Annotated in this window: 24 protein-coding genes; 14 read left to right on the forward strand and 10 right to left on the reverse strand. The window is 55.6% G+C overall.

What is annotated here, in order from left to right; translation table 11 throughout:
* Positions 1–55: 55 nt before the first annotated feature.
* A complete protein-coding gene (gene queE / locus QNH99_RS05090) occupies positions 56–727 on the forward strand; it encodes a 7-carboxy-7-deazaguanine synthase QueE (RefSeq protein WP_410517365.1) in 672 nt (223 codons plus the stop codon).
* A 123-nt stretch (positions 728–850) separates the two neighbouring features.
* Here queE and queD read toward each other — a convergent pair whose 3' ends face one another.
* Both queD and QNH99_RS05100 read right to left on the reverse strand, forming a co-directional pair.
* Positions 851–1,210 carry a 6-carboxytetrahydropterin synthase QueD gene (gene queD, locus QNH99_RS05095; RefSeq protein WP_013026939.1) on the reverse strand — a complete coding sequence of 120 codons (360 nt, stop codon included), beginning with the start codon at positions 1,208–1,210 and terminating at the stop codon, positions 851–853.
* A gap of 129 nt (positions 1,211–1,339) precedes the next feature.
* Entirely contained in the window at positions 1,340–2,167 is an 828-nt protein-coding gene (locus tag QNH99_RS05100; protein ID WP_410517366.1) for an arylamine N-acetyltransferase family protein, read from the reverse strand.
* 274 nt (positions 2,168–2,441) lie between these two features.
* Between QNH99_RS05100 and cysJ the strand changes: the two genes are divergently transcribed.
* From cysJ to QNH99_RS05115, 3 genes are read left to right on the forward strand one after another with little or no spacing between them, the layout of a single operon-like run.
* Positions 2,442–4,244 (forward strand): NADPH-dependent assimilatory sulfite reductase flavoprotein subunit, encoded by a 1,803-nt coding sequence (gene cysJ, locus QNH99_RS05105; protein WP_063880747.1) that lies wholly within the window; start codon positions 2,442–2,444, stop codon positions 4,242–4,244.
* Positions 4,244–5,965, forward strand: a complete 1,722-nt coding sequence (gene cysI / locus QNH99_RS05110) for an assimilatory sulfite reductase (NADPH) hemoprotein subunit (protein WP_063880746.1) — start codon at positions 4,244–4,246, stop codon at positions 5,963–5,965. The genes cysJ and cysI overlap by 1 nt, the downstream gene beginning before the upstream one ends.
* Complete coding sequence (locus tag QNH99_RS05115; RefSeq protein WP_063880745.1) at positions 5,962–6,693, forward strand: phosphoadenosine phosphosulfate reductase; 732 nt, start codon at positions 5,962–5,964, stop codon at positions 6,691–6,693. The genes cysI and QNH99_RS05115 overlap by 4 nt, the downstream gene beginning before the upstream one ends.
* A 120-nt stretch (positions 6,694–6,813) precedes the next feature.
* Here the strand turns inward: QNH99_RS05115 and QNH99_RS05120 are convergent, their stop codons facing one another.
* The 6 genes from QNH99_RS05120 to QNH99_RS05145 all read right to left on the reverse strand — a co-directional run bounded on the left by QNH99_RS05120 (position 6,814) and on the right by QNH99_RS05145 (position 11,613).
* Positions 6,814–8,085: an alanine racemase gene (locus QNH99_RS05120; RefSeq protein ID WP_241568304.1), complete on the reverse strand. Its 1,272-nt coding sequence runs from the start codon at positions 8,083–8,085 to the stop codon at positions 6,814–6,816.
* 9 nt (positions 8,086–8,094) lie between these two features.
* Complete coding sequence (locus QNH99_RS05125) at positions 8,095–8,832, reverse strand: amino acid ABC transporter ATP-binding protein (protein WP_096011739.1); 738 nt, start codon at positions 8,830–8,832, stop codon at positions 8,095–8,097.
* Complete coding sequence (locus QNH99_RS05130; protein ID WP_241568305.1) at positions 8,829–9,473, reverse strand: amino acid ABC transporter permease; 645 nt, start codon at positions 9,471–9,473, stop codon at positions 8,829–8,831. The genes QNH99_RS05125 and QNH99_RS05130 overlap by 4 nt, the downstream gene beginning before the upstream one ends.
* The gene (locus QNH99_RS05135; RefSeq protein WP_218996139.1) at positions 9,470–10,207 is read right to left on the reverse strand and encodes an amino acid ABC transporter permease; all 738 of its coding nucleotides are present in this window, start codon (positions 10,205–10,207) and stop codon (positions 9,470–9,472) included. Before QNH99_RS05135 ends, QNH99_RS05130 begins: the two co-directional genes overlap by 4 nt.
* Before the next feature lie 47 nt (positions 10,208–10,254).
* Positions 10,255–11,094: a transporter substrate-binding domain-containing protein gene (locus tag QNH99_RS05140; RefSeq protein ID WP_145394517.1), complete on the reverse strand. Its 840-nt coding sequence runs from the start codon at positions 11,092–11,094 to the stop codon at positions 10,255–10,257.
* Positions 11,095–11,220: 126 nt separating this feature from the next.
* Complete coding sequence (locus tag QNH99_RS05145; RefSeq protein WP_063880739.1) at positions 11,221–11,613, reverse strand: RidA family protein; 393 nt, start codon at positions 11,611–11,613, stop codon at positions 11,221–11,223.
* Between the two features lie 361 nt (positions 11,614–11,974).
* On the opposite strand from QNH99_RS05145, the gene QNH99_RS05150 reads away from it, so the two are divergent.
* Positions 11,975–12,727, forward strand: a complete 753-nt coding sequence (locus QNH99_RS05150; protein ID WP_063880738.1) for an IclR family transcriptional regulator — start codon at positions 11,975–11,977, stop codon at positions 12,725–12,727.
* A 50-nt stretch (positions 12,728–12,777) separates the two neighbouring features.
* On the opposite strand, the gene QNH99_RS05155 is transcribed toward QNH99_RS05150, so the two are convergent.
* Together QNH99_RS05155 and QNH99_RS05160 are read right to left on the reverse strand one after the other, a co-directional pair.
* Positions 12,778–13,062, reverse strand: coding sequence for a YciI family protein (locus QNH99_RS05155; RefSeq protein ID WP_096011734.1), 285 nt, complete (start codon positions 13,060–13,062; stop codon positions 12,778–12,780).
* Positions 13,063–13,071: 9 nt separating this feature from the next.
* Positions 13,072–14,082, reverse strand: coding sequence for an aminopeptidase (locus QNH99_RS05160; protein ID WP_063880736.1), 1,011 nt, complete (start codon positions 14,080–14,082; stop codon positions 13,072–13,074).
* A gap of 253 nt (positions 14,083–14,335) precedes the next feature.
* On the opposite strand from QNH99_RS05160, the gene cysG reads away from it, so the two are divergent.
* The 9 genes from cysG to truD all read left to right on the forward strand — a co-directional run bounded on the left by cysG (position 14,336) and on the right by truD (position 21,816).
* On the forward strand, positions 14,336–15,751 hold the full coding sequence (cysG, locus tag QNH99_RS05165) for a siroheme synthase CysG (RefSeq protein WP_063880735.1): 1,416 nt from the start codon (positions 14,336–14,338) through the stop codon (positions 15,749–15,751).
* Positions 15,752–15,762: 11 nt separating this feature from the next.
* Positions 15,763–16,671: a sulfate adenylyltransferase subunit CysD gene (cysD, locus tag QNH99_RS05170; protein WP_006120739.1), complete on the forward strand. Its 909-nt coding sequence runs from the start codon at positions 15,763–15,765 to the stop codon at positions 16,669–16,671.
* Between the two features lie 11 nt (positions 16,672–16,682).
* The gene (gene cysN / locus QNH99_RS05175) at positions 16,683–18,110 is read left to right on the forward strand and encodes a sulfate adenylyltransferase subunit CysN (protein ID WP_109717040.1); all 1,428 of its coding nucleotides are present in this window, start codon (positions 16,683–16,685) and stop codon (positions 18,108–18,110) included.
* Positions 18,110–18,715: an adenylyl-sulfate kinase gene (cysC, locus tag QNH99_RS05180; RefSeq protein WP_410517367.1), complete on the forward strand. Its 606-nt coding sequence runs from the start codon at positions 18,110–18,112 to the stop codon at positions 18,713–18,715. The genes cysN and cysC overlap by 1 nt, the downstream gene beginning before the upstream one ends.
* A 55-nt stretch (positions 18,716–18,770) precedes the next feature.
* The gene (locus QNH99_RS05185) at positions 18,771–19,091 is read left to right on the forward strand and encodes a DUF3561 family protein (RefSeq protein WP_063880732.1); all 321 of its coding nucleotides are present in this window, start codon (positions 18,771–18,773) and stop codon (positions 19,089–19,091) included.
* Positions 19,092–19,259: 168 nt separating this feature from the next.
* On the forward strand, positions 19,260–19,577 hold the full coding sequence (ftsB, locus tag QNH99_RS05190) for a cell division protein FtsB (RefSeq protein ID WP_063881239.1): 318 nt from the start codon (positions 19,260–19,262) through the stop codon (positions 19,575–19,577).
* Positions 19,578–19,580: 3 nt separating this feature from the next.
* The gene (ispD, locus tag QNH99_RS05195) at positions 19,581–20,297 is read left to right on the forward strand and encodes a 2-C-methyl-D-erythritol 4-phosphate cytidylyltransferase (RefSeq protein ID WP_283355059.1); all 717 of its coding nucleotides are present in this window, start codon (positions 19,581–19,583) and stop codon (positions 20,295–20,297) included.
* A complete protein-coding gene (gene ispF, locus QNH99_RS05200) occupies positions 20,297–20,779 on the forward strand; it encodes a 2-C-methyl-D-erythritol 2,4-cyclodiphosphate synthase (protein WP_063881240.1) in 483 nt (160 codons plus the stop codon). The genes ispD and ispF overlap by 1 nt, the downstream gene beginning before the upstream one ends.
* A complete protein-coding gene (gene truD, locus QNH99_RS05205; RefSeq protein ID WP_283355058.1) occupies positions 20,776–21,816 on the forward strand; it encodes a tRNA pseudouridine(13) synthase TruD in 1,041 nt (346 codons plus the stop codon). The genes ispF and truD overlap by 4 nt, the downstream gene beginning before the upstream one ends.
* Positions 21,817–21,893 lie beyond the last annotated feature (77 nt).

Raw genomic sequence — 21,893 nt, forward strand, 5'->3', positions numbered from 1 at the left:
ATCTCAACCCGGTGTTCTGCGATAATCGCGTTTTGAAAAAACCAAAGAGACCATTATGCAGTACCCGATTAACGAAATGTTCCAGACGCTGCAAGGCGAAGGTTATTACACCGGCGTGCCGGCTATTTTCATCCGCTTACAGGGATGTCCGGTAGGATGCAGTTGGTGCGACACCAAGCACACCTGGGAAAAACAGGCGGATCGGGAAACATCATTAGGCGATATTCTGGTCAAAACGGTGGAAAGCGATGCCTGGGGCAATGCCGATGCGGCGACGCTTCTGAGCAGCATACAACAACAGGGCTGGACGGCTCGCCATGTGGTGATCACCGGCGGTGAACCGGCTATCTATGATTTGCGTCCGCTGACTGCATCACTTGAGGCGGCGGGATTCCAGTGTCAGATTGAAACCAGCGGGACCCACGAAATCCACTGCGCTGATGCCACCTGGGTGACCGTTTCACCCAAGGTAAACATGCGTGGCGGTTATGACGTCCTGGCACAGGCCCTGAGGCGTGCGGATGAAATTAAGCACCCGGTTGCCCGGCAACGTGATGTGGATGCGTTAGACGATTTGCTGGCAGGCATCCACGACAGCAAAGCACGCATCATTGCGCTGCAGCCAATTAGTCGCAAAGATGAGGCAACAAAGCTGTGTATTGAAACCTGCATTGCGCGCAACTGGCGACTGTCGATGCAGACCCATAAATATCTGAATATTGCCTGATAAAACGCTGGCGGCCTTTGGCCGCCAGACCGTTAACATGACGCCGCGCTGGAAAGGCGGCAGCAGGCCGATCAACAGGTGAAGATACGGGCGATCGACCCTGAGCGGCCGTAGCGAAGCGGATTAACCGCGATAGGTGCAGCCTGCGGTGCAGGTTTCTTTGATCATCACCGCGCTCAGCAGCGGCAGGCGAGGCTTCATGTGATCCCAAATCCATTTCGCCAGAACTTCACTGGTGGGATTCTCCAGCCCAGGGATCTCATTAAGATAGTAGTGATCGAGCCTGTCATAGAGGGGTTTAAACGCCGCTTTCAGCTCTGCAAAATCCATGACCCAGCCGGTATGCGCATCCACTTCACCGGTAATTTCCAGACGAACAAGGAATGAGTGACCGTGCAAACGGCCGCATTTGTGTCCTGCCGGCACATTGGGTAAATAGTGCGCGGCTTCGAACTGGAACTCTTTAAATAACGTGGTAGACATAATCGCTCTCAGGCATTAAAAACCGCTGAATTCTACCTGAAAAGGCGGTTTTTCGCATCCGCTAAGCGCCGTCTAACGACGATTAAGCCAGAATGGTAAAACGCGTCCCCCACTTTCCTTGAAAAGCGCTCAGCGATGTACCGGATCGTCAGCCGGAAGTCGCGCGACGAGGGCTTCCGCGATGCCGTACTCCTCAATCAGCAGCCGGTGCTGCTCTGAACGTGACAGCGGCGTAACGCTTTCTTTTCCCTGGCGATCCCGGATGACCTGCTCTCCCTTCACAATTCCCGTGATCGTCTCGCCGTGAGCGCGGCGAATCAGCAGGGCACCGTCAAAGCGGCTGTTGCTCTGGCTTTGTTGATGGCGTGACTGGAACGCGTCAGCGGAAAGGTCGGTTGCCAGAATTTTACAGTCGAGCCATGCCCGACCCAGCGGCTTCCAGTGTATGCACCAGCTGCCATCATGCTGATGGACGCGGGTGCCCCAGACGGGATGCGGGTTCAGCCGGGCCTCCAGCGGAAGCGGATCGCCGTGGAGCAGCGTGCTGTCAACCACCAGCGTGCGTCCATCCAGCTTAACAATCAACATGCCATGACCGGGAGAACCCACGGGTGCCGGACGCGGAGACAGCATGGTGGAAAGGCCAAACTGCACGTGAAAACCCAAATACGCGAGCAGGGCATACAACGCGCCGTGGCCAGCCCAGCAGGTACCGCCTGTGCCAAAGGTTAACCAGTGAGTGAAAAAGTCGCTGGCCGTGCTACCTGGCAGGGGAAGGGCGCGGTCGTCTTCTGTGATGAGACGTCGGCGAAGGTTATCAAAGGGCACCGACTGGCACCAGGCGCGATAAAGCGTGCTCAGTCCGGCCTCGTCAGGGGCAGGAGGCGAGCTGAAGCCAAGTTTTTCCAGACTCTGCTCTGCCAATGCAGCCGGTAATGCTGTGATACTGTCTGGCATCTGTCGTCACTCCGTGGCGGTTTTCCTGTCTTTATGCCATCCCTTTAGCGCGATAACCAGTCGGAACGTCCTACCGACAGTATGATTAGCTGAGTTTGTTAACTCACCCTGTCGTTACCACTTTTAACGATTAATTTTATCTGAAAAACCATTTAGTCATTTTGGTTATTTGATATGTCGAAGGCGTATTTAATCGTTAATATAGCTCCCTGTACCCTTTCTTCTCTTCCGCTACTATTCGGTCCGGACTTCTGCTACTGGAATTTTTATCGCGATGACGACTCAGGCACCAGGTTCAATGCTTCCGCTCTCTCCGGAGCAACTTGCTCGTTTACAGGCAGCAACGACAGATTTTTCCACCACCCAGCTGGCCTGGCTCTCCGGCTATTTCTGGGGCATGGTCAATCAAACGCCGGGTCAGGCGGTTGCCAGCGCCCCTGCGCAGGCTGAAGCTCCGGCCATTACGCTGCTTTCTGCCTCACAAACGGGTAATGCCCGCCGGGTGGCCGAGCAGCTTCGCGATGACCTGCAGGCGGCAAAACTGACCGTGAATCTGGTCAACGCGGGCGACTTTAAATTCAAGCAGATTGGTCAGGAAAAAATCCTGATCGTCGTGACCTCGACCCAGGGCGAAGGCGAACCGCCGGAAGAGGCCGTTGCGCTGCACAAATTCCTGATGTCTAAAAAAGCGCCCAAACTGGACGGCGCGGCCTTTGCCGTGTTTGGTCTGGGCGACACATCGTATGAATTCTTCAGCAAAGCGGGCAAAGATTTTGACAGCCGCCTGGCTGAGCTGGGCGCTGAGCGCCTGCTGGACCGGGTCGATGCCGATGTCGAATATGCTGAGCAGGCCAGCGCCTGGCGTACGGCAATCACTGCGGTACTGAAAGAACGCGTCCCAACCGCGTCTCCGGCGCAGAGTGCGGCCACCGTTGCCGGCAGTGTGAACGAAGTTTTCACCAGCCCTTACACCAAAGAGCAGCCGCTTAGTGCCAGCCTGGCGGTTAACCAGAAAATTACCGGGCGCGATTCGGATAAAGACGTGCGTCATATCGAAATCGATCTGGGTGATTCAGGATTACGCTACCAGCCCGGTGATGCGCTGGGCGTCTGGTACGAAAATGACGCTGCGCTGGTTAACGAGTTGCTTGAACTGGTGTGGTTGAAAGGCGATGAGCCGGTTGAGGTGCAGGGCCAGACGCTGCCATTGGCAGAGGCGCTGCAGAAACATTTTGAGCTAACGGTTAACACCGCGCAAATCGTGGCGCAGTACGCAGCCTTAGCACGTAACGACGAACTGCTGTCGCTGGTGGATGACAAAGCCAAACTGCAGCAGTATGCGCAACGCTATCCGATTGTTGATATGGTTCGCCTGGCACCCGCGCAGCTGAGTGCAGAACAGTTATCCGGCTTACTGCGTCCGTTAACGCCGCGCCTCTATTCTATTGCCTCTTCTCAGGCCGAAACCGATACCGAAGTACATATCACCGTCGGTGCCGTTCGCTTTGATATTGAAGGACGTCAGCGCGGCGGCGGCGCATCCACCTGGCTGGCGGATCGCATTGAAGAAGAGGGCGAGGTGCGCGTGTTCATCGAACACAATGATAACTTCCGCCTGCCCGCCAACCCGGATGCACCGGTCATCATGATTGGGCCGGGCACCGGGATTGCCCCGTTCCGCGCCTTTATGCAGCAGCGCGATAATGACGGTGCCGGCGGTAAAAACTGGCTATTCTTTGGTAACCCACACTTTACCGATGATTTCCTGTATCAGGTTGAATGGCAGAAATATGTCAAAGATGGCCTGTTAACCCATATCGATCTGGCGTGGTCGCGCGATCAGGCAGAGAAGATATACGTACAAGATAAAATCCGCGCCCGTGGTGCGGAAGTGTGGCGCTGGATTGAAGAAGGCGCGCACCTTTACGTCTGTGGTGATGCCAACCGTATGGCAAAAGACGTAGAGCAGGCATTACTGGATGTGGTGGTCGAGCACGGTGCTATGGATCGTGAAACGGCTGATGAATTTTTAAGTGAGCTGCGCATTGAGCGCCGTTATCAGCGAGACGTTTACTAATGACTGAAAAATACCCTGGACCGCTGGTGGTTGAAGGCAAACTGACTGACGCTGAGCGATTAAAAAAAGAGAGCAACTACCTGCGCGGTACTATCGTTGAGGATCTTGATGATGGTCTGACCGGAGGGTTCAGCGGCGATAACTTTCTGCTTATCCGTTTTCACGGCATGTACCAGCAGGATGACCGCGATATTCGCGCTGAACGTGCGGAGCAAAAGCTTGAGCCTCGCCATGCGATGATGTTGCGCTGCCGCCTGCCGGGCGGGATTATCACGCCAACACAGTGGCTGGCGATCGATAAATTTGCCACCGATAAAACCCTTTACGGCAGCATCCGCTTGACCAACCGTCAGACTTTCCAGTTTCACGGTATTCTGAAGAAGAACGTGAAGCCAACGCACCAGATGCTGCACGAAGTCGGGCTGGATGCGCTGGCGACCGCGAACGACGTTAACCGCAACGTCCTGTGCACCTCCAACCCCGTGGAGTCTGAGTTGCATCAGGAAGCCTACGAGTGGGCAAAAAAACTGTCAGAACATCTGCTGCCGCAAACCCGCGCCTATGCCGAGATCTGGTGGGATCAGGAAAAAGTCGCAACCACCGACCAGGAACCGATCCTGGGCGAAACCTATCTGCCGCGTAAGTTTAAAACCACGGTGGTGATCCCGCCACATAACGATGTGGATCTGCACGCTAACGATCTTAACTTCATCGCGATTGCGGAAAACGGCAAGCTGGTCGGCTTTAACCTGCTGGTGGGCGGTGGTTTGTCCATTGAGCACGGTAACAAAGCCACCTATGCCCGCACCGCCAGCGAATTTGGCTACTTCCCGGTGGATAAGATCCTGGACGTGGCGGCGGCCGTGGTGACGACACAGCGTGACTGGGGTAACCGTACCGATCGTAAAAACGCCAAAACCAAATACACCCTGGAACGCGTGGGCGTAGAAACGTTTAAGGCGGAAGTCGAAAAACGCGCTGGCGTGACGTTTGCGCCAACGCGCCCTTACGAATTTACCACCCGTGGCGATCGCATTGGCTGGATCAAGGGTATCGATAACAAGTGGCATCTGACACTGTTTATCGAAAACGGTCGTCTGCTGGATTATCCGGGCCGTCCGTTAAAAAGCGGCGTAGCCGAAATCGCCAACATTCATCAGGGCGATTTCCGTCTGACCGCCAATCAGAACCTGATTGTGGCAGGCGTGCCGGAAAGCCAAAAAGCACAGATTGAAGCGATTGCCCGCGAACATGGCCTGATGGAAAACGTGACGGCCCAGCGCGAAAACTCGATGGCCTGTGTGTCGTTTCCAACCTGTCCGCTGGCGATGGCGGAGGCTGAACGTTTCCTTCCGTCTTTCGTGACGAAAGTCGAAGAGATCATGCACAACCATGGCGTAGGCGAAGAGCACATAGTGTTACGCGTTACCGGTTGTCCGAACGGTTGTGGGCGTGCGATGCTGGCAGAAGTGGGCCTGGTGGGGAAAGCGCCGGGTCGTTACAACCTGCACATCGGGGGTAACCGTATTGGAACGCGCATTCCACGTATGTATCGCGAAAATATTACGGAAAGTGACATTCTCGCCACACTTGATGAGCTGGTAGGTCGCTGGGCAAAAGAGCGCGAGGCCGCAGAAGGCTTTGGTGACTTTGTTATTCGTGCGGGCATCGTTACGCCGGTACTGGACCCTGCGCGCGACTTCTGGCAGGAGGCAAAATGAGTATCGATCTGGCAGCACTGAATGAAATGTCGAAAGTCCAGCGCGCGATGGCGCTGGCCGCGACAAACGCTCAACTGGAAAAAGCCACCGCAGAAGAGCGGGTGAGTTGGGCGCTGGAAAACCTGCCGGGTGCCTATGTGCTCTCCTCCAGCTTTGGCATTCAGGCTGCGGTATCGCTGCATCTGGTGACGCGCGTGCAACCCGATATTCCGGTCATCCTCACCGATACCGGCTATCTGTTTCCAGAAACCTACCGCTTTATTGATGAGCTGGCCGACCAGCTTAAGCTTAATCTGCAGGTGTTCCGGGCAGAAACCTCGCCCGCGTGGCAGGAGGCTCGCTACGGTAAGCTGTGGGAGCAAGGGGTTGATGGCATTGAGCAGTACAACCAGATCAACAAAGTTGAACCGATGAACCGGGCGCTGGAAACGCTGGGCGCACAAACCTGGTTTGCGGGCCTGCGACGCGATCAGTCAGGCAGCCGTGCCAGCCTGCCGGTACTGGGCGTGCAGCGCGGCGTGTTTAAAGTGCTGCCGATTATTGACTGGGACAACCGTCAGATTCATCAGTATCTGCAAACCCACAACCTGAAATACCATCCACTGTGGGATGAGGGTTATCTGTCGGTAGGCGATACACACACCACGCGCAAGTGGGAGCCAGGCATGGCAGAAGAAGAAACGCGCTTCTTTGGCCTGAAACGTGAGTGCGGCCTGCACGAAGGCTAACGCACGCGGCGTAGCGGTATCAACGGGCGATCCTTGTGGGTCGCCCGTTTTGCGATGGGGCTATCGCTGACATCAAAACCCCAGGGAAGGACGTGCGATAGCCACAGGTGTCCGCGGCAGTCAGAACGCCGTCTCTACACTGTCCACCACCCGGTATTCATCATCCACCAGGGGAAGATAACGCCATTTATCAAACGCCGTGCACGGATGAGAAATGCCGCATCCCACCCAGTCGCCGGGCATCAGCGGCTCATCATTGGGTAAGCGTAAATAGGCATGTTGATCGTTAACCTCACTGATGTGCAAATGGGTGCCGGATCGCGGCGCGGTGCCATCAGCCTGGCGAATCCACAAGGGGATCGGTAAATCCTGATCGAAAGGGACATCTCGCCTGCCGAAATCCAGCAGCGCCAGACCGGGTTCAGGACGGGAAAGAACGCGTCCCCAGATCTCCAGCGCCGCCGCAAAATGGTGGTCAGCGCCGGGCTGGGCAAAAGGCGCAATACGCGCATAAAGCCCGCTATCGTGTGCCATGTAGGCACCCGAGCGAATTAAGGGCTGAACCGGCAGCGGCAGCACGGCCTGGGTAAAGCATTCTGTCACCACATCAAACCATGCTCCACCACCGGCGCTGAGCAGAATCGTATCGCTGTGGAACAACTGGCGTTCAGCCAGCCTTCTGGCGCACTCCAGCATCACATGGCAGTAGTGCCGAACTAATGCCACACCAGCGGCGTCCCGCGCGGCACCGAGCGCACCTTCATAGCCTGCCACACCGACAAGATGAAGATGGCGGCTTTGAGCGAGACGTTCAGCAATGGCCAGCGCCTCCTCGGCGGTTCTGCAGCCCGTTCTGCCGCCGGGGATGGACACTTCAATCACTACGGCAATCGCCGTATCGCCCAGGTTTTGCTCCAGCAATGTGATGCCCGCCAGTGAGTCAACGTAGCAGAGAAAGCCATGATCGGGATGCTGGCGCTGCCACTCGCCAATCCAGCGAATCCCGGCAGGATCGACTAATTCGTTAGCCAGAAACACGTTACGGATACCAAAATGACGCAGGGCGCGCACCTGAGCGGGCGTCGCTGCGCTGATCCCCCAGGCACCGCCCTGCGTCACGGCCCGGCGTAAGACCGCTGGTGCCATTGAGGTTTTGCCATGAGCGGCCAGCATGACGCCTTTCTCCTGACAAAATTGCGCCAACTGCTGCAGGTTATTGTCCAGTGCGGACTGTTTCATCACCATGACGGGCGAAAACACCGACCCGCTGCTCAACACGGCGGTGCCGGCCTCGAGCGGGGCATCGCCCGCGCCAGCAACCGATTTAAAACGGGGCGAGGGCTGCGCGCGATCCAGCTTCGCGTCTGCGACCAGCGGGAAACGTAAAGACATAGCGGCTCCTTAGTGCTCAAGAACGCGTGACAGAAATTGCTGAGTGCGCGGATTCTGCGGATGGACAAAAATGTCGTCCGGCGTGCCTTGCTCAGCAATCACGCCCTGATCCATAAAAACAACGCGATCGGCTGTTTTGCGGGCAAACCCCATTTCGTGCGTCACCACCACCATGGTCATGCCCTCACGCGCCAGCCCGCGCATCACCTCCATCACTTCGCCAACTAATTCGGGATCGAGAGCGGATGTGGCTTCATCAAAGAACATGATTTTGGGCTGTACCGCCAGTGCACGCGCGATGGCCACACGTTGTTGCTGACCACCGGAGAGCTGAGAAGGATAGTGATCGGCGCGATCAGCCAGTCCGACGCGTTCCAGCGCCGCCATTCCACGTGCGTTTGCCTCTGCCGTTGACAGCTTCTGCGCTTTTATCAGTGCCAGGGTGACATTACCGAGCGCCGTCTTGTGGGGAAACAGGTTGAACTGCTGAAACACCATTCCCACCTGACCACAAATATCACGATTACGTTTTTGGTCATGCAGCGGAACGCCGTTAACCCAAATCTCTCCGCCGTCGGCCTTTTCCAGACCGCTCATGATCCGTAATACGGTACTTTTACCGGAGCCGGATGCGCCGATCAGCACCAGTACCTCTCCGGGCGAGACATCAAGGCTGATCTCTTTCAGGACTTGCGTCGCCCCAAATGACTTGCTAATCCGACTCAGGGTAATGGCTGCGTTTTTCATGATAACGGGTTCCTGGTTTGCTGGTGCTGGACCCAGCGGGAAAGCGGAAAACAGATAACGAAATAGAGCAGGGCGACCAGGCCATAAACCACGACGGGTTGTCCGATACGGTCGACGATCGCCTGACCCTGATGCATCAGCTCTGACATGCCTATCATGCTGACAATAGAGGTATCTTTAATCAGCGACAGGTACTGACCGACCAGCGGGGGTAAGACGATGCCGCGGGTTTGCGGCAAAATCACGCTGGTAAAGGTCTGCCGCCTGGAGAGCCCAAGTATCCACGAGACTTCCCACTGGCCTTTTGGGACGGCTTCAATACCGCCACGAAAAATCTCGGCAATGTAGGCACCCTGATAAATGCTCAATCCCAAAATGCCCGCGGCAAACAGGTTGATGTCATAGCCGAAATAGGCCACGCCAAAGTAGATAAACATTAGCGTGATAAGCACGGGCGTGCCGCGAAACAGCTCGGTATAGATCAGGGCAATTTGTCGGGCGACAGGCAGGCGGCTGGTGCGCAAAATGGCTGCCAACAGGCCAAGCAAGGTACTGCCCACAATGGCGGCCACCGACAGCAATAACGTAATAACCAGACCACGCCATAACAGCGGCAGGCTGCTGAGAATCAGTTCGCTCATTGGGCAGGCTCCCGTTTAACCGTGTGGGACCACATTTTTTTCGCCTGCGACCAGAGGGGCCGTTTGACCGATACCACCAGCGGCGGCATAAACAGATGGCGTCCCACGACGTTGCCCAGCCAGGAAAACAGGTTGCTGAGAAACAGATAGACCAACGCCACCACGCTGAACGTCTGGATGTAGAGCAGCGTACGCGCATTGATGACCGTGGCGGTTCCCGTCAGCTCCGGCAGCGCGATGGCTGACAGCAGTGAGGTGCCCAACAGCAACTGAATCAGGTTGTTGATAATGGCAGGCCAGACGGCGCGCGCGGCCTGCGGCATCACCACGTTTAAAAACCGCTGGCGGCGACTGATGCCAAGAATCCAGGCGGCTTCCAGCTGACCTTTTGGTACCGACTGAATACCGGCGCGAAAGATTTCGGCCAGATAGGCACCGACGTTAATCCCCAGCGCCAGTACGCCCGCCGTAAAGGCACTCATGGTGATGCCCAGCGAGGGAAGCCCGAAGAACACAATAAAAATTTGCAGCAGCACGGGAGTATTACGAATAAATTCAACGTAGCCGTGGCTTAGCCAGCGCAGGGGGGCAAAAGGCGCAGATTTTGCCAGTGCGGCCAGCAATCCCAGCACCAGCGCCAGCATAAAAGCCAGCAGCGTCACCTGAAGCGTTAACCAGGTGGCGGCGAGAAAGGTGTCGGCATACTGCCAGAGTGTCAGCCATTGATAGCTCATAGAAAGCCTCCTCAACAGGACGCAGGCATGACCTGCGTCCTCGCCTGTCAGAACTGCGGGTTCAGCGGATAGCGAGGCTTACTGCCAAACCATTTCTGGTAGAGCTGAGCGTTCTCACCTGACGCGTTAATTTCAAACAGGAATTCGTTGAGATAGTTCGTCCACACCTGATCCCCTTGCTTCACACCGAACGCGTTGTATTCCAGCGGAACCAGCGCTTCGTTGGTGACCTCAAGCGTGGGGTCGAGTTTGGCCTGGTAGGCAAGGAAGTTATTATCTTCAATCATGGCATCGGCCTGCCCCTGCTTAACGGCCAGAATCGCCGCCTGAGAGGAATCGTATTCCTGGATCTTCACATCGATCCCCATGCTGCGGACTTCGTCACCGTTGGTTGAGCCTTTCACGGTTGCAATGGTTTTTCCTGCCATATCGTGGGCCGACTTGATCCCGCTTACTTTGCGGACCAACATCGCTTCGCTGGCCACCACGTAAGGCTGAGTGAAGCCAATCTCTTTGGCGCGCTCCAGGTTACGCGTGAAATTACAGAACACGACATCCACTTTATTGGTTTGCAGATTAGGGATACGGTTCGCACTGGTGGTGTTAACCACTTCCAGTTTTACGCCCATCGATTTCGCTAAGGATTTTGCCAGATCCACATCGTAGCCGTCGGGATTACCGGCTTTATCGTAAAAGCCGAAGGGCGCAAAGCTCAGGCAGTCACCGACCCGCAACGTGCCACGCTGCAGCACGGTTTGCAGCGTAGACTGCGGTGCGGCACCGGCTTCCGTTTTCTTTTCTGTCGGCGTACAACCGGCAAGAGCGGCAACCGTCAGCAAGGCCGGAAACAGCAGGTTCAATACCTTTTGGTGTGAAGTCGTGTTCATGTTTATTATCTCAAATAAAAGTGTGGTATCACCAACATTAATAAATAATGTGGATGGGACTTTTTTTAATTATCAATTTATTCTGACGGGTGAATGCGTTTTCACCTGTTATACATGAAGAGAAGGTTATTTCCGGCCTGAATTAAAACACCTCATATCGACTTCGACTTTGCAATCCACCACCAGGTCTTGCACGCTGCAAATGCGTGCTGGCGGATTTTCATGGAATAGCTCACTAAAGACTTTATTAAATGAGCTAAAGTAGCGGGCATCGGTCAGCACCGCCGTCACATGCACCACGTCCTGAATCTGATATCCCGCTTCCCGCATAATGGTCAGACAGTTTTCAAAGGCCAGCCGCGTCTGCTCAATGATGCCGCCTTCGACCACTTCACCGCCTGTCATCGGTGTCTGCCCGGAGATATACAGCCAGCCGTCGGCTTCTACGGCGCGAGCGAAAGGCAGTTTCTGTCCTCCGGTACCGACACCGCCTTCTGTGCCATAGCGCTTAATTGTCATGCTTATGCCCTTAACATCATCACTGCAGCTTGTCTGGTATACCGGAATTAAATCTGCAATACCGGATAGGTTGAGATTTGCACAATGTTATTTTTTTTGCAATAGCCTGCTCCGGGATTATTTTGGTGCTTTACAATCGGCTTCACGAATATTTGTTATTAATGATAAATGTTTTAAATAAATAGTGATCAGGATCTCTTTTTGTAATTATGGCATGCTCTCTTTTAGTGCCCCGATAAATAGCATGAAGCGAAAAAAGAAAACGACAGTTATCGTGCACGCCCGTAGGTAAAACAAAGTGGCCTGTGTATGATGTATTAAATCAACCTCAACGTGACGATCCCGGTAGGAGAAGAAGGGTATGCAGGAAGATAAACCCGCCAGAGCGCGCGGCGTGGACCGTGTGATCGCTATTTTTCGTCAGCTACACGTTGCCCGTCAGCCCATGGCGATGCGTGAACTGATCGAGGCGACAGGCGCGCCCCGCTCAAGCGTGTATGAACTGGTTAATCTGTTGAGTGAAGCGGGACTGGTCGAAATCGATTCGGAAGGCAGTATCTATTTTGGGCGTGAAATGCACTACTACGGTGCGGATTACATCGCGCACAATCCCCTGATTCGTCGGGCGCATCAGTTAATGATCGAGATGGTTGCCGAGCATGGTGAAACCGTGCAGCTGTGTATGCTGGAAGGCAATAAATATACGGTGGTGCTGTCAGAGAGCAATGCACATCCGTTCAAGATAACCTCGGATATTGGCGTTAAAATTCCTATTCCCTGGACGGCCACCGGTCGCTTGCTGCTGAGCAACTGGAGTGATGAGGCAATTCTGTCCCTGATCCCGGAAGAGGATTATCGGCTGGCGAACGGGAAGGTGCTAAATAAGCAGGATTTTCTGGCCGACATTCATCGGGCGGGACATCTTGGCTACTCCATGACGGAAGGGCTGTCAGAGAGTTTTACCTGCTGTATGGCTGCGCCGATTCGCGCCCGTAACGATCTGGCGGTGGCAGCCATCTGTTTTATGGTCAGCCGGGATACACCCGAAGAACGGCGTCAAATGTTGCTGAAAACCTTGATCAATGCAGGTCAGAAGCTGTCCGACTTCACCTGAACCGACGAGCAATGGGGTTAAACCCGGGCTGTCGGCTCAGGGTAAAAGGGCTACAGGTCTTTCAGCACCGCAAGCGCATCGGCTGCGCGCGTTACGTTGACCTTTGTAACCTCATAATGGGCAACAGCGATGAAAGGGTCTTCCGCCAGAATCGCATCCAGCCGTGCGCGCGCAATATCTTTCACCATTATCATGCCGCCCGTGCGGGGATCTTTACGCCCCGCAGCAATAAATACGCCGCTGTTAAAATAGCGATCCAGCCACGTAATGTGCGGTGCCAGCAGGGCGTCTACTTCCTCGATCGGCCGAAAATAGTTCAGGTACACCACATACATTGTCTGTCCTCACACTTTGGGATTGGTTAGCTCACTCAGCAACGGCAGCAGGACTTTCACGCTGTCATGGGTACGCAGGCCAATGCGGCCGGGTAGCCAGTGGTCTAAAAAGTCGAGATTGTCGCGATCGGTCTGATGCCAGGTGGTGCCGTCGGGAAAATGCCGGGAACGGCTGCGCTGCTGTTCGCCATCCTTGCTGCCCAGGTTCCAGTTTCGCGCGGTGACATCCAGCAGGGGAAACCCTGCCGCATCGAAAGGATTGATGCCCTGAAAATCCTTTTCTTGCATCTGACGGCTGGCGGCAGAAATGCCATAGCGGCGAGCCAGCAGCAGGGCGCGTTCGCTGGTCTGTTTACGCACGGCACGCGGCGTGTTGATGCCGCTGTTGAAATAGAGATGATCGCCCGTAATCAGGCTGTTGAGATCGATAACCAGCAGCGTATTCTTTTTCTCTTTCTCACTCATGCGCGCCACGTAGTCGTCCATGCCGTGCAGCTGTGACTCACTGGCGCTGAGCGCGACAAAGCGCACGCCGTAATGAAGTGGCTGATGGCTGAGCTGTTTTGCCAGTTCCAGCATTACGCCAAGCCCGGATGCGTTGTCATCAACGCCCTGCAAACGCAATCCGCCCAGGCTGCGCGTCGTTTCGCTGCGGCTGAGTGGAATCCAGGTATCCAGGCTGGCAACAACCAGAATCTCCTGAGGTGCGCTGCCTTCACGCGCGGCGATGACTGAGGTGGCCGTGATTTTATGCCAGCGCGACGTGCCGTCATTTTCATGCCAGCTGTAGCCGGTATTAAACTGTCGGGTATTGGTTGCAAAACCGAGTTCGGTGAACTGCTGTTGCAGATAGTCGGCCGCCATCAACTCAGCCGGACTCCCGCTCATGCGACCGGGAAAGTAAGTAGAAATGTGTCGAACCTGTTGTTCAGCAAAGTGTCCGGTGACGTCGGTCACGGCCTGAGCGCTGAAAATAACGCTGCCAACAAGCAGCGTCGCCAGGCGAAGAAAGGCAGACATGTCGGGTTCCTTGTGGCTCATTCCCTATAAGGACGGTCATATTTTTTCACCCATAGTATGAAACTGTGACGGTGATTACACAATTTGAATCGTCCGGAAAGGCCCATAAGATCATTTGCTAAGCACATTTTGTTCTGAGCTTTTGCCGTGCGTTATTCCATTCAGTAACAACTCATTCCAATTCGTAATTTCATCTCAATAAACCAGGGAACGTATAGTCGCGATAACGCATCGTAACAACACTAGGGTTAACGTGGATTATTTGCCTCTTTTTGCCGATCTCGCAGGCCGACCCGTACTGGTCGTTGGCGGTGGAGATATCGCGGCGCGCAAGATCGAACTGCTGCGTCGTGCTGGCGCGCGCATTCAAATCGCCTCACGCGAACTCTGCCCGGAGCTGCAGGCTTTACTGGATGAGCAACAGCTTGAATGGCTGGCAACCTCCTTTGAACCCGCTCAGCTCGACAAGGTCTTTCTGGTTATTGCCGCCACCGATGACAATGCGCTGAATGCGCAGGTCTACGACGAGGCGAATGCCCGTCACAAGCTGGTCAATGTGGTGGATGATCAGCCTAAATGCAGCTTTATCTTCCCCTCTATTGTTGATCGCTCTCCACTGGTCGTGGCTATCTCCTCCAGCGGAACCGCGCCGGTTCTTGCCCGCATGCTCCGCGAGAAACTCGAAACGCTGTTGCCGTCTCATCTGGGCCAAATGGCCGAACTGGCGGGGCAGTGGCGTGACAAGGTCAAAGCACGTTTCAGCCGTATGTCTGACCGCCGTCGTTACTGGGAAAGAATATTTAACGGCCGTTTTGCCAGTCAGATGGCAACAGGTGACGTTGAGGCCGCGAAACAGACGCTCGACAGCGAACTGGGCGATCAGCCACCCCGACAGGGTGAAATTATTCTGGTGGGTGCGGGGCCTGGCGACAGCGGCCTGCTGACGCTGCGCGGCCTACAGGTAATGCAACTGGCTGACGTGGTGCTCTACGACCATTTGGTCAGTGAGGAGGTCCTCGATCTGGTGCGGCGCGATGCCGACCGTATCTGCGTGGGCAAACGTGCCAGCGCGCATCTGCTGCCGCAGGACGAGATTAACCAGTTGATGGTGCAACTGGCCCAAAAAGGCAAACGCGTGGTGCGCCTGAAAGGCGGTGATCCCTTTATTTTTGGCCGCGGTGGCGAGGAGCTGCAGGCGGCGCAGCAGGCGGGTATTCCGTTTCAGGTTGTGCCAGGCGTCACGGCTGCGGCCGGTGCCACCGCGTACGCCGGTATTCCACTGACCCACCGTGACTATGCGCAGAGCGTGCTGTTTATTACCGGTCACTGTCGTCCGGATAGCGATGATATTGACTGGCCATCCCTGGCGCGTGCGCGTCAGACGCTGGCGATTTATATGGGCGCTGTGAAGGCGGCTCACATCAGCAAACAGCTCATTCTTCATGGGCGCGCCGCGTCAACGCCGGTCGCGGTGATTGGTCGCGGTACCCGGTCTGACCAACAGGTGTTGACCGGCACGCTTGAACATCTTGAGACGCTGGCAGCGTCAGCGCCTTCCCCGGCCCTGTTGGTGATTGGGGAAGTGGTTAATTTACATGGGCAACTTGCCTGGTTTCAGCATTCGGCACAGCAGGGGGCTCGCGAGTCCGCCGTTGTCAATCTGGCTTGAGAGGAAAAACGATGGACCAAAAACGACTCACTCATCTGCGTCAACTGGAGGCGGAGAGCATCCATATTATCCGCGAAGTGGCAGCCGAATTCGGCAATCCGGTCATGATGTACTCCATCGGCAAGGATTCTTCAGTCATGCTGCATCTGGCGCGTAAAGCCTTCTACCCGGGCACGCTGCCGTTCCCGTTACTGCATGTCGATACCGGCTGGAAGTTTCGTGAGATGTACGAATTCCGCGATCGCACGGTGAAAGCCATGGGCGCCGAACTGCTGGTGCATCGCAACCCGGAAGGCGTGGCGATGGGGATTAACCCCTTTGTGCACGGGAGCGCCAAGCACACTGACATCATGAAAACTGAAGGGCTGAAGCAGGCGCTGAATAAGTACGGTTTTGATGCGGCTTTTGGCGGCGCACGTCGTGACGAAGAGAAGTCTCGTGCTAAAGAGCGTATTTACTCTTTCCGTGACCGCTTTCATCGCTGGGACCCAAAAAACCAGCGTCCGGAGTTATGGCACAACTATAACGGTCAGATTAACAAGGGCGAGAGCATCCGCGTCTTCCCCCTGTCTAACTGGACCGAGCTGGATATCTGGCAGTACATCTTCCTGGAAAACATTGAGATTGTGCCGCTCTATCTTGCTGCGCCGCGCCCCGTGCTGGAACGTGATGGCATGCTGATGATGATCGATGACGATCGTATCAACCTCCAGCCAGGTGAAGTCATTAAACAGCGCATGGTCCGTTTCCGTACCCTTGGGTGCTGGCCGCTGACTGGCGCGGTGGAATCTGAAGCGCAAACCTTGCCTGAGATTATTGAAGAGATGCTGGTTTCTACCACCAGCGAGCGTCAGGGCCGTGTGATTGACCGCGATCAGTCCGGTTCGATGGAACTGAAAAAACGTCAGGGTTATTTCTAAGGAGACGCCAGATGAATACCGTAATTGCACAACAGATTGCCGAACAGGGCGGCGTTGAAGCCTGGCTGACCGCACAACAACATAAAAGCCTGCTGCGTTTTCTGACCTGCGGCAGCGTGGATGACGGCAAAAGTACGCTGATTGGCCGCCTGCTACATGACACCCGCCAGATTTATGAAGATCAGCTGTCTTCGTTACAGAGCGACAGCAAACGCCATGGTACGCAGGGCGAGAAACTGGATCTGGCACTGCTGGTCGATGGTTTACAGGCCGAGCGCGAGCAGGGCATTACCATTGATGTGGCTTACCGCTATTTCTCTACCGAAAAGCGTAAGTTCATTATTGCCGACACGCCGGGGCACGAGCAGTACACCCGAAATATGGCCACGGGCGCATCGACCTGTGATCTGGCGATCCTGTTAATTGATGCCCGTAAAGGCGTGCTGGATCAGACGCGTCGACACAGTTTTATTTCGACGCTGCTGGGGATTAAACACCTGGTCGTGGCAATCAATAAAATGGACCTGGTGGATTATCAGCAGGCTGTGTATGAGCAGATCAAGCAGGATTACCTCGACTTTGCCGGGCAATTGCCTGAAGACCTGGATATTCGCTTTGTGCCGATGTCGGCGCTGGAAGGCGAAAACGTCGCGTCGCAGAGCCAGAGCATGCCATGGTACAGCGGTCCGACGTTGCTTGATGTGCTGGAAACCGTGGAGTTAAACGCGGTGGTGGCTAACCAACCGATGCGCTTCCCGGTGCAGTATGTGAATCGCCCTAATCTCGATTTCCGGGGTTATGCCGGTACGCTGGCATCTGGTGTGGTGAAAGTGGGGCAACAGGTTAAAGTGCTGCCTTCTGGCGTCGAATCCACCATCGCCCGCATCGTAACCTTTGACGGCGATCTGCAGGAAGCCGGTGCCGGAGAAGCCATTACTCTTGTCCTGAACGACGAAATTGATATCAGTCGTGGCGATCTGTTAGTGGACGCCAGCGCCGAGCTGCGTGCCGTTCAGTCCGCCACAGTGGATGTCGTCTGGATGGCTGAGCAGCCGCTTCAGGCCGGTCAGAGCTACGATGTTAAAATTGCCGGCAAGAAAGCCCGTGGGCGAGTAGAAAAGGTCATTCATCAGGTTGAGATTAATTCACTGGAGAAACGCCAGGTGGACAGCCTGCCGCTGAACGGGATTGGTCTGGCTGAGTTTACGTTTGACGAACCGCTGGTGCTCGACAGCTATCAGCAAAATCCCGTGACCGGCGGCATGATCATTATCGATCGCCTCAGTAACGTTACCGTGGGTGCCGGGCTGATCAATGAGCCACTGAGCGATCGGCCGCAGCATAACGGCGAATTCAGCGCGTTCGAACTTGAACTTAATGCGCTGGTGCGTCGCCACTTCCCACACTGGAATGCGCGCGATCTTTTGGGCGGTCAGTAATGGCTCAGCATGATGAAAACGTCGTGTGGCATGACCATCCGGTGACGCGCCAGGCGCGTGAACAGCAGCACGGCCATCAGGGCGTGGTGCTGTGGTTTACCGGCCTGTCGGGGTCAGGGAAATCGACCGTAGCGGGGGCGCTGGAACAGGCGCTACACCGCCTCGGTGTCAGCACCTATCTGTTGGACGGGGATAATGTTCGTCACGGACTGTGTCGCGACCTGGGCTTTAGCGATGAGCACCGCAAAGAGAATATCCGCCGTGTTGGTGAGGTGGCTAAACTGATGGTGGATGCGGGTTTAGTGGTTCTTACCGCGTTTATCTCGCCTCATCGTGCCGAGCGCCAAATGGTGCGCGATCTGCTGGACAGCGGCCGGTTTATCGAGGTTTACGTTGATACGCCGCTGGCGGTCTGTGAAGCGCGAGATCCTAAAGGGTTATACAAAAAGGCCCGGGCAGGTGAACTACAAAATTTCACCGGTATAGATAGCGTTTATGAAGCGCCGGACCAGCCAGAAATCTCGCTTAATGGGGAACAATTGGTTACAAAACTGACGGCCCAATTGTTAAATCTGCTGCGTCAGCGCGATATTATCAGTTCCTGAACAGACAGCGGCAAAGCGCCTTTCGTTTTGCCGCCTTCGCGTTGACAGGATATTTATGCAGAATATTACTCCCATGCTGGCACGCAAAGACCACGGCACACCGGATGAGCCTCGCTCTGTCCTTCCGGGCGGCGTCATTGGCTTTGTATGTTACTGGTGTGCGCTTGCCATACCTTTCCTGTTGTACGGCTCAAGCACCCTGTTTTTCTTTCTCTACACCTGGCCATTTTTCCTGGCGCTGTTTCCGGTTTCTGTCCTGACAGGCATGGTATTGAATACATGGCTGCGTGGGCAGTTGCTCTGGACCTCTCTGATATGCGTCGTTGCCGTCGCTTGTCAGTTCTGGTTACTGTTCCTGTTTCTGTCTCGCTGGTAGCCAGACTGATGTCTAAACGCAGCAGCAGGTTACAAAAGTTTTCCTGCGTTGCGCCCGATCTTTTCTTCCCTTTTTTGTCTGCGTGAACGGCATTACACGGCATTTTTACTGCCAGTGTGGAGTCCTGAGTAAAGTTATGGGATGATTGGGCCGTTTTTAGGGGGCGGGATGGGAAAACTGACGTTATTGCTGTTGGTGCTGTTAGGTTGGCTGCAATATTCATTGTGGCTGGGTAAGAATGGCATCCATGACTTTTCGCGCGTCGACGACGACGTTGCGGTACAAAAGGCGAATAACGCCAAATTGAAAATGCGTAACGATCAACTCTTTGCTGAAATTGACGATCTCAATGGCGGCTCTGAAGCGATTGAGGAACGCGCACGCAGCGAATTAGGCATGATTAAGCCGGGTGAAACCTTCTATCGTCTGGTACCTGACCAGAACAAACGCAACGCGCAACAAGCTGCGCAAAACCAACAACGATAAAACATGAACAATCAGTCCCACTCTGCGGATGTGATTGCCGTTGTGCCCGCTGCCGGTATCGGCAGCCGCATGCAGGCAACCTGTCCGAAACAGTATCTGACGATTGGTCAGCACACACTTCTGGAACACAGCATTGCCCGCCTGTTTTCCCATCCTGCTGTCACGCAGGTTATTGTCGCCTTAAGCCCTGACGATCGACATTTTGCCACTTTGCCTCTGGCAAGCGATCCGCGCGTGATTCGCGTGACCGGGGGCGATACGCGTGCTGAATCGGTACTGGCTGGCCTTCAGGCTGCGCAAGGTGCCGGCTGGGTGCTGGTCCATGATGCTGCGCGACCTTGCCTGCATCCTGATGACTTACAGCGCCTGCTGCGGTTACGGGAGACCAGCAAAACGGGCGGCATTCTGGCTGCCCCGGTCTGTGACACCATGAAACGCGGGGAACCCGGTAAGGCGGCGATTGCGCACACTGTCGATCGCGACAACCTGTGGCACGCGTTAACGCCCCAGTTCTTTCCCCGGGCCTTACTTACCGCCAGCCTGACGCGAGCCCTGAACGAAGGGGCGACCATCACCGATGAAGCCTCCGCGCTGGAGTACTGTGGCTACCATCCTGAGCTGGTAACAGGTCGTAGCGATAACATCAAAGTTACCCGCCCGGAAGACTTAGCCCTGGCGGCTTTTTATCTTAGTCAGATTCAGTCAAAGGAGAGCACATGATGCGTATCGGTCACGGTTTTGACGTTCACGCCTTCGGTGGAGAAGGTCCGCTGGTGATTGGCGGTGTGCGAATCCCATTTGAGTATGGTTTTATCGCCCATTCTGATGGCGATGTAGCGCTGCATGCCCTCACCGATGCGCTGTTGGGCGCGGTGGCCATGGGCGACATTGGTAAGCTGTTTCCGGATACCGATCCGGCGTTTAAAGGCGCGGACAGTCGCGGACTGCTGCGGGAAGCCTGGCGCCGTATTGAGGCCAAAGGCTACTGTATTGGCAATGTCGACGTTACCCTGATTGCCCAGGCACCTAAGATGCTGCCGCACGTACCGCAAATGCGCATTAATATTGCCGAAGATCTGGGTTGCCATATGGACCAGGTCAACGTCAAAGCCACCACCACGGAGAAACTGGGTTTTACCGGCCGGGGTGAAGGCATTGCCTGTGAAGCGGTCGCACTGCTGCTGAAAGCGGAACCGGCATGACGCTGCATTACCTTTATGGCAAGCCTACAGCGACGGGCGTGATCAAAGCGACAGCGGACGATTTCGTGGTCGTGGAGGATTTGGGCTATCAGCCTGATGGCGACGGTGAACATGTGCTGGTGCGAATCCGCAAAAGCGGTGCTAACACCCGTTTTGTTGCCGAAGCGCTGGCGAAGTTTATGAAAGTGAACGTTCGCGATCTGAGCTATGCAGGTATGAAAGATCGTCATGCGGTCACCGAACAGACGCTGTGCTTTCGCGTTCCCGGCAATGCCATGCCTGTGCTGGCGGGTTTTGCGCTGGAAGGCGTGGAAATCCTTGAGGTGGTGCGTCATAAACGCAAGCTTCGCATTGGCGCGCTGGCGGGAAACGCCTTCCGGCTGGTGATTCGCCAGGTCAGCCATCGCGAGGAAACAGACGCGCGCCTGGTGCGCCTTCGCGACAGCGGGGTACCCAACTATTTTGGCGAACAACGCTTTGGTCGCAATGGCAACAACCTGGTGACGGCGGTCAAGCTGGCGCGCAACGAGATTCAGATTCGCGATCGCAACAAGCGCGGCCTGATGCTTTCTGCGGCGCGCAGTGCGTTGTTTAATCAGGTCACCAGCATGCGTTTGCAGCAGCAGGGTGGACTCACTCAGGTGATGAACGGGGATGCTCTGCAACTTGCCGGTCGTGGCAGTTGGTTCGTCGCACAGCCGGAAGAGCTGGCTGAGCTGCAGGCGCGGGTGAATCAGCATGCGCTCCGTATTACGGCCCCGTTACCGGGGCAGGGCGATCCCGGCCCGCAGGCCGATGCGCTGGCGTTTGAGCAGCAGTGCCTGGCCGATGCCGGCGAGCTGCGAGGTCTGCTTGAGCGCGAGCGCGTAGATGCCGGGCGGCGTGCCATGCTGGTTGTGCCACGCGACCTGCGCTGGTGCTGGCAGGATGATGCCACGCTGGAGATGCAATTTTGGCTGCCCGCAGGCAGCTTTGCCACCAGTGTCGTCAGAGAGCTGTTAAACAGCACCGAGTCTCTTGAAATGCTTGACGAATAAGCCGCTGCTTCCCTTGTCCCTCAGCACAGGGGAAGCCGCATGGCCTGCTTCTGGTGGTTTTTCCCGGCCCGTTGGCT

The organism is Pantoea allii (genome assembly GCF_046529425.1).
GTDB classification, from domain to species: Bacteria; Pseudomonadota; Gammaproteobacteria; order Enterobacterales; family Enterobacteriaceae; genus Pantoea; species Pantoea allii.